Origin of the sequence: Rhizobium sp. 32-5/1 (genome assembly GCF_029537235.1) — a bacterium.
Classification (GTDB): Bacteria; Pseudomonadota; Alphaproteobacteria; order Rhizobiales; family Rhizobiaceae; genus Pararhizobium.
Window position 1 is genome coordinate 49,375 of record NZ_CP120639.1, and the last position, 11,889, is coordinate 61,263.

The window sequence follows — 11,889 nt, forward strand, 5'->3', positions numbered from 1 at the left end:
CGTTCGATTCGGCTCCTCTGCATTCAATGACGAGACATCATAGTCTATGTTCACGGAAGGGCGGGCTATCTCATAACCAACAGCCAACGCACAGTCAGTGGACCAGCCGCGGTGTGCTGCCCTGCGGACCCACACCCTCGGGCACCGGGACAAGTGTTCTATTGTAGTCGGTATTGAGGACGAGGTTGGGGCCTTTCGACAATTGCAGTCTGCGAACGACGATCGCAGTATAGGCTGAACCATCGGCAACTTTGTTGTTTGCTGCGATAATCAGGTTTCCATTGGGCAAGTAGATCGTCCCAATCAGCTTTCTGGCCTTGTTGCTGGTAATCACAAAGTCGGTTTCCGGAGACGTTCGGTCCTGAAAGGCGACAAGCCCGGCCAGTGGCCCCGACGTTGGGGCTTCGATATCGACCTGGCTGCTGCTTTCGAACAGAAAGCTTGCATTCGTGCCCGTAAAATAAAACCCGACGCCCTTTGCCTCGACGGTCGAGCTGGACTCGATGATCAAAGGACCGTCCTTGATGATGTAGACGCCCGGCTTCAGGGTAACCTCGGAAGAACTCTTGATCGAAAGCCCACCACAGTAGACGCCTGGCTGAAGTGACCCGATGTAATGGCTGTAAGCGGCGTCCTTTTCCTTGCAGGCCCCAACGTTCGGAGCCGGCCTTGATGCTAGGGGATCGCTCACAACTGGACAATCGGTGAGCGGTAGCTGCTGATTGAAATTTTTAGCCATTCCGCCGTATCCGCCTGCCGAACAAGTCAGTTGTGCGATCAGGTTCGCGTTTCCTGTCGATGTGACGCCTGACGTGCTGGCTGAATTTGAATAGACCGCGCATTTCTGCGCCGAAATCATCGCGTTGGTGTCCAGCGAAACCGTGGCTGTATCAGCCCGATCGAGCCCGATCACGCAGATATTCGAACTGTTGTTGGTGCGCGCCGTGGAGGAAACCACGATCTGTGGCGTGCCGACGAAATAACTGGCCACGAAATACGGATGATTGTCCTGTGCCAGCGTTACCTTAATCTGCTTCCGGACCGCATCGACGTCCACCTCGGCGGATACCTTGCCGTCCCCGCCTGAGCCCTTGTTGGCTTCAACAAGACCGTTCACGATGGACATCGCGGCCGTCGGCGACCAGCCGTTCAGGGACGCCTCTTTTGCGGATGCGAGGGCGGCTGCATCGGCCATCTCCTGAAGATTGGTTTTGTTGGTCATCAGTGCATTGAAGTCAACGGCTGCGCCTGCGACACCGACAAACACTGGTGCCAAAATAGCAGACATCAACGCCATATGACCTTGTCGGCAAGAACATAGTTTGCTGAGGCGCCGGAAAAGTTTGAACAAACAAAGCTTCATGTCCGAGCGGCCGATAGCTGGCTTAAGACGGCCGGAATTGCCGATGCAGGAAGAGGACGCGAGAAAAGAAAGCCCTGGACCAGATCGATCCCGGCCTCGCGCACTTCCGCAAGCTCACGCTCGGTCTCAACGCCTTCCGCCACCGACGTCAATTCCAGGTCCCGCGCGAGGTTCGCGAATGCATGCAGGAATTTACGGGTTATCGGGTCCGTTGCACAGGCTTCGACGATCGATCGGTCAACTTTGATTTCAGAAAAGGGACAAAGCCTCAGGAGCTCAAAGCTGGACGCGCCCATCCCGTAGTCGTCAAGAGACAGCCGGAATCCGGCCATTCTGAGCCGAATCAACGCCTCGACCAACCTCGATGGCTCCTTGGGCAAGGATTTCTCGGTCACTTCAAGGCAGATTATCTTTGGGTCGATGTCGAAACCCATGACAGCAGTCTGGATGGATGCCACGATTTCCGGTTGCTCAAGGACGCAGGCGTCTAGATTGATCGACACACCGCACTTGTCAGCTCGGCCTTGCCATGATTTTGCGTCTGACAGAACCGCCCTTGTAATCTCGAGCGAAACTTCGGCGCGCTCGGTCGTCGACGTGATAGACGCGAACAATTGGGCAGGGCCGTGGACGAGGCCGTCTTTTGTCGTGAGCCTGATCAGCGACTCCAGGCCGACGATCTGACCGGACGTCAAACTGTATTGCGGTTGGTAGTAAGGGGTCAGTTCAAAATCATCGCAAAGCAAGTTGCCGACGAGACTTGAGGATGCTTTCCGACCTCGGCGCGTCGCCTCATCAAGTGCTGCGGCAATCGCATCGATCTTCAACGGTTTTGGAAGCGTGCCGAGAACGGAGATCCCAAGCATCTTGCCCATGGCTTCCGCGGATCTGAGCACCGAAGGGGTCTCGCCGCTCGATATGACGATATTTCCGCCAAAACCGGATTCAGAGGCGGCGCGCATAAATCCGAGACCGTCAAGGTCGGGCATATTCAGGTCCAGGAACACAACATCAAGCTTTGCTCCACCGGTGCGCAAGGCTTCAAGCCCTGAGCTGCCATTGGACGCTTTCGCGACAGACCCCGACGTCAGCGACGACAGGATGCTGTCGGCGACCATGACATACATAGGGTCGTCATCGACGATTAAGCAGTTCAAGGAATGCAACATTGCTGGGTCTCCTGCATTTCAAGAGACTTTAGAACCAATAAAAATCCATTACATTGAGCCGTAGGAGAATTCAAATCGCGCCATAAGGTTAATCTTTTGGTGGCAAGTTGATTAACAAGTTTATGCGATCCTTCCGCACCGAAAGGACTTCGCATGTATCTGGACACACCCATTTCGACCCGTATTTCCCGGATCGTCATTGCCGCTGTCGGTTTCGGCATCACCACCAGTGTTGGTCTGTTTCTGCTCTCTGACTTCCAGCGGGCGATGAAGGCCGAGACCGTTCGCTATCAGAGTGCCGCTTACGCTTTCGCAGCAGCGGCGAGCGATGGCGTTTCCGCTAAGGACCCACGCAAGGTTCTCGAGGTGATCAGGGGGTGCGGGAACTGCATGACGTCATCTACGTGACTGCGCTCGATGACAAAGGCGCGGTGATTGCCGAAATTGGCGCGGGTGCCAGTCTGGTGGACGACGGATCGGGGCTCAATTCGTTACTTCCGTCATCAATCGAAGTACTTGCGGATGTTCGCAAGGCAGGCAAAACGGTCGGATCGATCCAGATGCGCGCCGAGGTCGGCGGCGTCTGGCACCACTACCTTACGGCTTTCGCCTATTCCGGCTTGCTTGGTCTGGTGCTGATCCTCGTGACTTCGATCCTGGCGCGGGCCCACGTGGCACGCGTGGTTCGCCCTTGCGCTCGCTGGCTGATGAGTTTCTGGATATCGGGGCGCGATCAGACCTGACGCGGCGACTTCAGAAGGTGCGCAACGATGAGGTCGGGGTGTTGGTCGAGGCATTCAACAAAATGTTCGGCCATATTGATGAGCGCGATAGGTTGCTGCGCAAGCACAGCGAGACGCTGGAGGACACAGTCGAACAGCGGACGGCGGAACTGCGGCTGGCAAAAGACGAAGCGGATGCGGCAAACGACGCGAAGTCGACATTTCTCGCAACCATGAGCCATGAAATTCGCACACCGATGAACGGCATGATGGTCATGGCGGAGATGCTTGCAGCAGCGCACCTTGCACCTAGGCACCAGCGTTACGCCGAGATCATCACGCGGTCGGGAAAGAACCTTCTTCATATCATCAACGATATCCTCGATCTCTCGAAGATCGAGTCCGGCAAGATCGAACTTGAGGAGATCGAGTTTTCACTGGATGCAATCGTCGAGGATGTCACGTGCCTATTTGCCGAACGAGCACGGGAAAAAACCTGTCGATGGCGATTCATGTTTCGCCAGAGGTCCCCATCAAAGTTGTCGGCGATCCTGTCCGCCTGACGCAGATTGTCAGCAATCTCGTCAATAACGGCCTGAAATTTACGGAGACGGGGGCGTGATGATTACGGTTGATGTCGACCCCGATCGAACCGGGCAACTCCGTCTCGCCGTGGAGGATACCGGGTTGGGGATCGCCGAGGAAAAGATCGGCCGCATCTTCACCAAGTTCTCGCAGGCTGACGCCAGTATCACCCGCAAGTTCGGCGGCACTGGCCTGGGGTTGTCAATTTCCAAGCAGCTGACGGAACTGATGGGCGGAAACATCCGGGTGGAGAGCCAAATCGGGATAGGATCGAGGTTCACCATCTCGGTACCTTTCGTCGTCACGGATCACGCAAATCCTTTCCGCGTCTCCAGGGCGCTTACCGTCGCCATTATTGACAGCGACGACATTTCCCGTCGAGCGATTTCCAACGGGTTGCGCGACCGCGGGATGACTGTCGTCGACACCGTCGATTGCGTGCATGACGTGGTTTTTGTTCGCGATGGCGATGCCGCGAGCCTGGGCCTTGCCGAGACGACCCGACCAATCATTCTGCTCCGGTCGTTCGCTGCCAATACGGTAGCGCTTCCAGGTGGAAGACTGCCGGTTCTCGACGTGCCGATGCCCGTATCGCGAATTTTCCTCGATAAGTTTTGCGAGGCGCTGGATCGGGATCGGCTTTCGACGTTGAAGCCGCAATCAGAGCAAACGGAACGATCACAGATTCCGGACCTTAAAAGCCTTCGCGTCCTTGCGGTGGACGACGTGGCGGTCAACCGGGAAGTGCTCGGCGAGGCCTTGCGGACCTTCAATATCGATTGCGATGTCGCGGACAGCGGCCGCGCGGCCATCAATGCGATCGGCGAAGGAGCGTATGATCTCGTCTTTATGGATTGCTCCATGCCGGACATGGACGGTTTTGAGGCGACGCATGAAATCAGGAAATACGAAGCCGCGAATAAACGGCATCCGGCACTGGTCGTGGCGCTGACCGGGCATGTCATGGGGAGGGATGCCGGACGCTGGAAGGAGGCAGGAATGAACGGCTATCTGGCAAAACCGTTTAATATTGGCCAACTTCAACAGCTGTTCCTACATCTCGGTGTCATGGATAAAGTCGCTCTTTCGAGGAAGTCGCTTCTGGTGTCGAAACCTGTGGCTTTGTGGAAGAGCCGCTGCTGTCACCGGACACGTTGGAAATGTTTGAGGTAATCCAGTCGAGTACAGGCACGGACATTCGGACAAAAGTCTTCGCGTCGTTCTGCGACAATGCATTTTCGGGCTATGAGGTAGCAGTTGCGGAGATCAAGGCGGGGAGCAATGACGCCAAAAGACTGGTTCACGCCCTGAAGTCGAATTGCTCAAGCACCGGAGCCGCGCGCGCAATGTCAATTTGCGAGCGGGTGGAGACGCTAATGGCTTCAGGGCACTCTCCAGAAGATCAGCTGTTAGTGACATTAGGAGATGTATTGCAGCAAACATTCAAGGCCATGAAGGCGTATGAACATTCCCACATCTTATCAGGCGCTATTCTCCAAGTGCGATGAAGCCGCCGGCAGCCAAGCAGGAAATGTCGAGGTCATCGGTGGCTATCGACCCCCACATTACAGGCTGCCGTCACCATCACCGCCGGACACGACGCTTTTCACCTTGATGCCCTGACCGGGCGGCCATTTCGATCCAACGCGGTGAGCCCTGGTCCAATTGCAACTCCGCTGTACGGCAAACTGGACATGTCCACTGCCGATACCGAAACCATGGCCAAGGCCAAGATCCCGGCAGGGCGGTTCGGCAATCCGAGCGAGATTGCCAAAGCGGTAATGTTCCTGGCGTCCGACGAAGCAAGCTTCACAGTCGGCAGCAGTTCATCATTGACGGCGGCATGAGCACCCTTTGAACTCAAATGCGGGGCCCTAGGCGACTCGCGTTCGCGGTCCCCTGCAGATTTCTGTTTGTGGAGAATTCCCCTTCATTAGGAAAGACCGTACCAGGCGCCGCGGCCGGCTCCGTGCAGGACGAGGTGCCCTTGATCCACGAGTGCCTTGAGATGATCCTTAATGGTGTGACGGCTTGCATCGGTGATCCGTGCAGCTTCCGCGACCGTGATCCGCCCGTGCTCGCGCGCCAATTCGAGCAATGTGACGGATAATTCCGGCATGTCGGCGAGGATAATACGCTCGCGCTCCATTTTCTTCTCAAGCCGCGTCTTCTGCCGATGCAGGGCTCTCAAAAAGAACTCGATCCAGGGATTCCAGTCGGGCTCTGCGCTGCGGATCGTTCCTTGCGTGCGTCGAAGCGAGATGTAATAGCTCTCCTTGCTTTGCTCGATGATGCTTTCGAGCGAGCTATAGGGGACGTAAGCGTAGCCGGCCCTCAGGAGCAACAAGGTGGTCAGAATACGCGATAGGCGGCCATTGCCATCCTGGAACGGATGGATTTCGAGGAAGACGACAACGAAAATCGCGACAACCAAGAGTGGATGGAGCCGCTTTTCTCGCCCTTGCTCATCCAGCCAGGCGATCAGTTCTTCCATTCGGCGCGGCGTATCGAAGGGCGATGCCGTTTCGAAAACTATGCCGAGGCTCTCGCCCTGTTCGTTAAACGCTTCCACGTTGTTGGAGAGGGTTTTGTAGGCGCCGCGATGCCGCTCGTCCTTTGTCGAATGCGCAAGAAGGTCGCGGTGGAGCTGACGGATATGATTGTCGGAGAACGAAATAGCTTCGTAGGCACTGAAGATGGTCTCCATCACCTCCGCATAGCCGGCAACCTCTTGCTCGTCGCGTGTCGTAAACGACCCCAGGCGAATGTTTGCCAGCAGCTTTTCGACCTCTCGGTCGGTGAGGCGTGCCCCTTCGATACGTGTGGAAGAACCGACGCTTTCGATCGTGGCGACACGCCGGAGGCCGGACAGCCGCTCAGGCGCTATCCGGCCGATCGCACGCCAAGCACCTTTGAATTCGTCGATTTCGGCGATCAGGGACAGGATTTCGGGCGTGATCCGGACGGTCGCTGTATTTAGAGCTTCCATTTGCCCATCCACTCCCATCCAATTCCTAAGGCCGTGTCATGCACTATTTATTCATCCATTTCCATCCATTTTCCACAAGAGAGTTCGTCAGATCTGTTTGCCGCGAGCTAGATGACCGGCCATTCCTCACTTGAGCGGAACCAGACTTTCGCAGGAGACGAGAGACGATGTACGAAGATGAGGATTGGGATTTCAAAGTCTCTGACGCCTCTAAGAGTTCGGATGAGATCGACGCGGAACAACCACGGGGTCGTAGGTTCGACCCCACTCAAGGCGACCCATGTCGACATTCCCAACCGCATTTCAGAGCGCCATCGATGTCATTGGCATTCTCTTCCTGCGTACCAAAGGATGCTCGGCGTCAGTCCGTCGGCATACCATGACGCCTGCGAGATCATGGCGTCGGAAACCGACCTGGAGTGGGAGTTAGACGTTTCGATGTTGCTGCGGCGGCCGCACGGGAAGTGAACCTTGAATTTGTCAGCAAGAACCGAGGAATACATCAAGACTTAAGCGCACTTCGGCCCGGGTTATACCCTCAACGTCTTGAATTTCGATAGCGATCCTGTTCACAGGGCTGATGGGAAGGAAATCTGACGCCAACTCACAAATGGCGACGCGGGCCTGCCCAATAGCCTGCTCCAGGTCGTCAAACACAATTTCATCGTCAGAACTGGGTGCGGCCAGGTCGTACGGGCTCCTGAAAAAAGATCGGCAAACTTGCCTCCTACTAATGACAGTTTGGCTTGGTGGAAAGTGGGGTTGAGTTTCGTCTCGATTTGCGCCTGGTTGTTGCGTTGTACCACCTAACTACATTTTTGATGTTGATCGAGAATACTTTCTCGCGGGGTAGGCCGCCCCTCCGAAATGAAAGACTGGATCACCTTCTTGCGATAAAAAGCAACCACACACGAAAGCGATGAATGACGACAGCATTCGCAGTCATCGATGGGTTGCAGCCGCTGCCAGGAATCTATTGGCTGCCGGTAGTCACGCCAAAACCATTTCCGTTCACCGTCATCAGTGCCTTTCGAGGAAGCGATCACTTGCCTCCGCTGTCCAGGGCCGCGCGCACTTTGCGTGCCAGGTCGCCGAGCGTTGCCGGCTTCTGCAGGAAGATGACACCCGGATCCAGCACACCATTATGGACAATCGCATTGCGGCTATATCCAGTCGTAAATACGACAGGTAGGCCCGGACGCTTGCGCATTGCCTCATCAGCAAGCTTGCGGCCATTCATTGGTGCCATGACGACGTCGGTGAACAAACACCTTACATCCGGGCGCTCGCCGATGACGGTAAGTGCAGCGATCGCTCCATCGACGGCAATCACAGTATAACCGAGTTCCTCGAGCATCCGGGTATGAACTTCCCGGACGCTGGCATCATCCTCTACCAGGAGGACAATTTCGCTGGCGGACCCGCGAGGCACGCTTTCGTCTTTCAGACATGGCGCGGTCTCGTTCGTCCCATACTCTCGAGGCAAGCAGATCTTCACTGTCGTGCCAATGCCTGGCTCGGAGTAGAGTTTCATGTGCCCGTCGGACTGCTTGGCAAAGCCAAATACCTGGCTGAGGCCGAGGCCCGTTCCCTTTCCGACCGGCTTAGTCGTGAAGAACGGATCGATCGCCTTCTCTATAATTTCCGGAGGCATCCCGCAGCCAGTGTCGGTAACAGCGATCATGACATACTGACCGGGTGCAACGTCATGCTCAATCGCATAAGCCTCATCGATATGCACATTCGCCGTCTCGATCGTCAGCTTTCCCCTTCGGGCATAGCGTCGCGAGCGTTGACCGCGAGGTTTAGGACGGCATTCTCAAGTTGGTTGGCGTCCGCTTTGGTGCGCCACAGTCCCGATGCCAGCACCGTTTCCTTTTGGACTATCTCACCCAGGGTGGAGGCAAGGATTTCCGCCATATTTGCAACGAGCTTGTTCGCATCCACTGTCTCGGGCGATAGTGGCTGCTGGCGCGAAAAGGCGAGGAGCCGTTGAGTTAGCGTCGCTGCCCGGTTTGCCCCGTCCAACGCCGCGTCCAGCAGCCTCGGGATGTCGTCGAGCGCACCGCGCGCTATTCGGCGCTGTGCCATGTTCAGTCCGCCGATTACAACGGCGAGCATATTGTTGAAGTCATGGGCGATACCACCGGTGAGGTGGCCAATGGCCTCAATCTTCTGAGCCTGGTGGAGCGTGCTTTCCGCGGCGATCTTCTCTTGCACCGCCACCGCAACGCGTTCTTCGAGAGTAGCGTTAAGATCCCTCAACGCTGCCGCTGATCGTTCTGAGGCGCCCCTCGCTTCTAACAGCTCCTTCTCATACCGACGCCGATCGGTCGCGTTGAAGATGGTGATCCGGATGAACCTAACATCTCCCTCATCCGAAATCCGTGCAACAGCGTTTACAAGAACAGGCACGCGGCTGCCGTCTGCCTTTACCATGTCGAGAGCCACCTCGTTGAACCAGCCTTGCATCGTCACTAGCGGCGCGAAATGGGTCTCGAAGTAAATCTTCCCAGGCATTGTCAGGAAATCAATGAATTTGCGGCCAACGATCTTTTCGCCGGACATGCCGAGCCATGAGGACAGTGTTTTATTGGCAAGGATAATGCGCCCGTCAGGCGCCGCCGAAATATAGCCGCAAGGCGCATTTTCGAAAAGGTCCAGGAGATCGTCTACGTCCTGACCGATATCCGATCCCGAACTCATCACGCGCCCGCAGCGGCCACGAATGACCTGATTGCGCCGACAGTCTCGTCAGGATGGCTAAGGTTCGGGCAGTGACCGGTGGCTTTCATGAGGACAAGTTTGCTATCCGGCAATTTCGCATGCAGATAGTGGCCGACTGACACTGGGGCAATCACATCCTCGGCACATTGGAGAATGAGCGACGGAACGGTCACTTTGTCGAGGTCGGCACGGTTGTCGGCCATAAATGTCGCTCGCGCAAAATGCTTGGCGATTTCCGGATCGGTCTTGCAGAAACTGTTGGTAAGCTCCTCGGAGAGCTCGGGCTCCTCAGGATTGCCCATGATCACAGGCGCCATGGCCTGCGACCAACCCATATGATTGCTGTCGAGGAACTCCAGGAGTTCATCTACCTGCTCCTGCGTAAAGCCGCCGTGATAGTCGCCATCGTTGATATAACGGGGCGACGGCCCAACGAAAACGAGCTTCGAGAACATGCCCGGCGACCTTAGAGTGGCAAGCACTCCCATCATAGCGCTGACAGAATGGCCAACGAAAATGCCGCCCTCTATCCGCAGTTCACGCCCAATTTCGACAATGTCGGAAGCATAGCCATCGAGCGTGTTGTACTTTTGAAAATCATAGGCCGAAAGATCAGAGCCGCCGGCCCCGACATGGTCAAAGGTCACGACCCGAAACTCGTCCTCGAACTGTGGCGCCACGAAGCGCCACATGTTCTGATCGCAACCAAACCCATGCGCGAAAAGCAAAGTCTGCGTACCGTTACCGGCAATCTTTATGTTGTTGCGCTGGGTAACCGACATTAATAGAAGCCCCTTTTTCGCCTCGACAGATCGCAGGCTTGGTACGGCATTCGCCGCTTAGTTGATGGGAATCTGAGTGACCGGATATTTGCCAACAGATTTTTGGCCACCCAATCCCGTCTCGAAAAGCAGTGGCAAGCACAATAAGCAAGCGGTGAAAGCGATTGTTCTGGCACAACGATATTTAGTGCACCCTTGCTAAAAGTGAAGAACGTCGGTGATGTTTGATCATCGAACGTTCGCCCACGATCATTTGGATTGATCGGTAACGCACCTGATCATTTCCTTGACGCGTCGGGCTAACGCCTCGCTTGTAAATGGCTTCGTCATCACCTGCATGCCATGTTCGAGATGACCATGATTGAGGACAGCGTTTTCGGCATATCCGGTGATAAACAGGATCCTCAGCTCAGGCCGCCAAGACCGGGCCGCGTCTGCGAGCTGGCGACCGTTCATCCCGTTTGGAAGCCCTACATCTGACAAGAGCAGTGCAATGTCTTTTCGTGACTGTAGGACCTTTAGCGCGGTCGGACCGTCCTCGGCCTCCAGGACGTCATAGCCAAGCTCATCCAGGATTTCGACCGCGATCATGCGGACGAGAGGTTCATCGTCAACCACAAGGATCGTCTCGCGCCCCCCACTGATAGGGAGCCTGTCACCTCCGACACTAGATCTTCGGGCTTTGCGTCTCCCACGTACCGCGGCAGGTAAAGGCAAATCATCGTGCCTTCCCCCATCTGCGACGTGATGCGAACCGTTCCGCCTGACTGGCCCGCAAACCCGTAGACCATGGACAGCCCAAGCCCTGTGCCCTGACCCGTGGGCTTTGTCGTGTAAAACGGGTCAAACGCTCGTGCGATAACCTCTGGCGGCATGCCCGTCCCGGTATCACTGACGCTGAGCCAGACGTATTGCCCTGCTGACAATCCTCGTTCCCTGGCTTCGCGTCCATCGAGCAAGCGATTTCCCGTCTGGATCGTCACATTGCCACCCTCAGGCATTGCATCCCGGGCATTGATACAGAGGTTGAGAAGGGCGTTTTCCAGTTGCCCGATGTCAACGAAGGTTGTCCATAGCCCGTCAGTTGGGGTGGTCAGAACCTCGACAGCGGGCCCGACGCTGCGCGATATTAGCTCGTGCATTTCAGAGACAATCTGATTGAGGTCGGCTGGTTTGGGGTCAAGCGTCTGCCGCCTTGAGAACGCCAGCAGTCGCTGGGTCAAACTCGCGGCCCTCTTTACTGCGGATTGCGCCCCAACCATATAGCGGTCGATATCGGCGATACGGCCTTGGGCTAACCGCTTGCTCATCAACTCAAGGCTGCCGCTGATGCCCGCCAAAATATTGTTAAAGTCGTGTGCAAGGCCTCCGGTGAGTTGGCCGACAGCCTCCAGCTTTTGGGCATGACGAAGTGCTTCCTCGGCATGAAGCAGTGAGGCGGTCCGCTCCTCCACGCGTGCTTCCAGCGTGGCGTTGAGTTCGGCCAAAGCTCCAGCCGTTTCCCGGAGTTCCACCTCAGACCTTACGCGCTGAATGTGTGCCCAGGATCTTT

11 protein-coding genes and 2 pseudogenes are annotated in these 11,889 nt (G+C 56.2%); 6 read left to right on the forward strand and 7 right to left on the reverse strand.

Annotation, left to right across the window (positions count from 1 at the left end; genetic code table 11):
* Positions 1 to 94 precede the first annotated feature (94 nt).
* Both P6U16_RS21630 and P6U16_RS21635 read right to left on the reverse strand, forming a co-directional pair.
* Entirely contained in the window at positions 95 to 1,351 is a 1,257-nt protein-coding gene (locus P6U16_RS21630; RefSeq protein ID WP_277704438.1) for a pilus assembly protein TadG-related protein, read from the reverse strand.
* Positions 1,352 to 1,359: 8 nt separating this feature from the next.
* Complete coding sequence (locus tag P6U16_RS21635) at positions 1,360 to 2,532, reverse strand: EAL domain-containing response regulator (RefSeq protein WP_277704439.1); 1,173 nt, start codon at positions 2,530 to 2,532, stop codon at positions 1,360 to 1,362.
* A gap of 153 nt (positions 2,533 to 2,685) precedes the next feature.
* On the opposite strand from P6U16_RS21635, the gene P6U16_RS21640 reads away from it, so the two are divergent.
* From P6U16_RS21640 to P6U16_RS21665, 6 genes and pseudogenes are all read left to right on the forward strand, one after another.
* Complete coding sequence (locus tag P6U16_RS21640) at positions 2,686 to 2,940, forward strand: hypothetical protein (protein ID WP_277704440.1); 255 nt, start codon at positions 2,686 to 2,688, stop codon at positions 2,938 to 2,940.
* On the forward strand, positions 2,910 to 3,275 hold the full coding sequence (locus P6U16_RS21645) for a hypothetical protein (RefSeq protein WP_277704441.1): 366 nt from the start codon (positions 2,910 to 2,912) through the stop codon (positions 3,273 to 3,275). Before P6U16_RS21640 ends, P6U16_RS21645 begins: the two co-directional genes overlap by 31 nt.
* A gap of 17 nt (positions 3,276 to 3,292) precedes the next feature.
* On the forward strand, positions 3,293 to 3,817 hold the full coding sequence (locus tag P6U16_RS21650; RefSeq protein WP_277704442.1) for a histidine kinase dimerization/phospho-acceptor domain-containing protein: 525 nt from the start codon (positions 3,293 to 3,295) through the stop codon (positions 3,815 to 3,817).
* A gap of 58 nt (positions 3,818 to 3,875) precedes the next feature.
* A complete protein-coding gene (locus P6U16_RS21655; protein WP_277704848.1) occupies positions 3,876 to 5,012 on the forward strand; it encodes a response regulator in 1,137 nt (378 codons plus the stop codon).
* Positions 5,000 to 5,347 (forward strand): Hpt domain-containing protein, encoded by a 348-nt coding sequence (locus P6U16_RS21660; RefSeq protein WP_277704443.1) that lies wholly within the window; start codon positions 5,000 to 5,002, stop codon positions 5,345 to 5,347. The genes P6U16_RS21655 and P6U16_RS21660 overlap by 13 nt, the downstream gene beginning before the upstream one ends.
* Before the next feature lie 111 nt (positions 5,348 to 5,458).
* Positions 5,459 to 5,697: pseudogene (locus P6U16_RS21665) on the forward strand (SDR family oxidoreductase); the annotation flags it as partial.
* A 75-nt stretch (positions 5,698 to 5,772) separates the two neighbouring features.
* On the opposite strand, the gene P6U16_RS21670 reads toward P6U16_RS21665, so the two are convergent.
* The 5 genes and pseudogenes from P6U16_RS21670 to P6U16_RS21685 form a co-directional block, all read right to left on the reverse strand.
* Positions 5,773 to 6,846 (reverse strand): Fic family protein, encoded by a 1,074-nt coding sequence (locus P6U16_RS21670; RefSeq protein ID WP_277704444.1) that lies wholly within the window; start codon positions 6,844 to 6,846, stop codon positions 5,773 to 5,775.
* A gap of 1,024 nt (positions 6,847 to 7,870) precedes the next feature.
* Positions 7,871 to 8,569, reverse strand: a complete 699-nt coding sequence (locus P6U16_RS28460; RefSeq protein ID WP_349017724.1) for an ATP-binding protein — start codon at positions 8,567 to 8,569, stop codon at positions 7,871 to 7,873.
* Between the two features lie 17 nt (positions 8,570 to 8,586).
* A complete protein-coding gene (locus P6U16_RS28465) occupies positions 8,587 to 9,534 on the reverse strand; it encodes a PAS domain-containing protein (protein WP_349017725.1) in 948 nt (315 codons plus the stop codon).
* Positions 9,534 to 10,337 carry an alpha/beta hydrolase gene (locus P6U16_RS21680; RefSeq protein WP_277704445.1) on the reverse strand — a complete coding sequence of 268 codons (804 nt, stop codon included), beginning with the start codon at positions 10,335 to 10,337 and terminating at the stop codon, positions 9,534 to 9,536. The genes P6U16_RS28465 and P6U16_RS21680 overlap by 1 nt, the downstream gene beginning before the upstream one ends.
* Before the next feature lie 249 nt (positions 10,338 to 10,586).
* Positions 10,587 to 11,812: pseudogene (locus P6U16_RS21685) on the reverse strand (ATP-binding protein); the annotation flags it as partial.
* Positions 11,813 to 11,889 lie beyond the last annotated feature (77 nt).

What these genes read in the sequence shown, in the direction of transcription:
- P6U16_RS21635 (WP_277704439.1), bottom strand. Translation starts at nt 2,532, where the DNA reads ATGTTGCATTCCTTGAACTGCTTAATCGTCGATGACGACCCTATGTAT.
- P6U16_RS21640 (WP_277704440.1), top strand. Translation starts at nt 2,686, where the DNA reads ATGTATCTGGACACACCCATTTCGACCCGTATTTCCCGGATCGTCATT.
- P6U16_RS21655 (WP_277704848.1), top strand. Translation starts at nt 3,876, where the DNA reads ATGATTACGGTTGATGTCGACCCCGATCGAACCGGGCAACTCCGTCTC.
- P6U16_RS21660 (WP_277704443.1), top strand. Translation starts at nt 5,000, where the DNA reads ATGTTTGAGGTAATCCAGTCGAGTACAGGCACGGACATTCGGACAAAA.
- P6U16_RS21670 (WP_277704444.1), bottom strand. Translation starts at nt 6,846, where the DNA reads ATGGGAGTGGATGGGCAAATGGAAGCTCTAAATACAGCGACCGTCCGG.
- P6U16_RS28465 (WP_349017725.1), bottom strand. Translation starts at nt 9,534, where the DNA reads ATGAGTTCGGGATCGGATATCGGTCAGGACGTAGACGATCTCCTGGAC.
- P6U16_RS21680 (WP_277704445.1), bottom strand. Translation starts at nt 10,337, where the DNA reads ATGTCGGTTACCCAGCGCAACAACATAAAGATTGCCGGTAACGGTACG.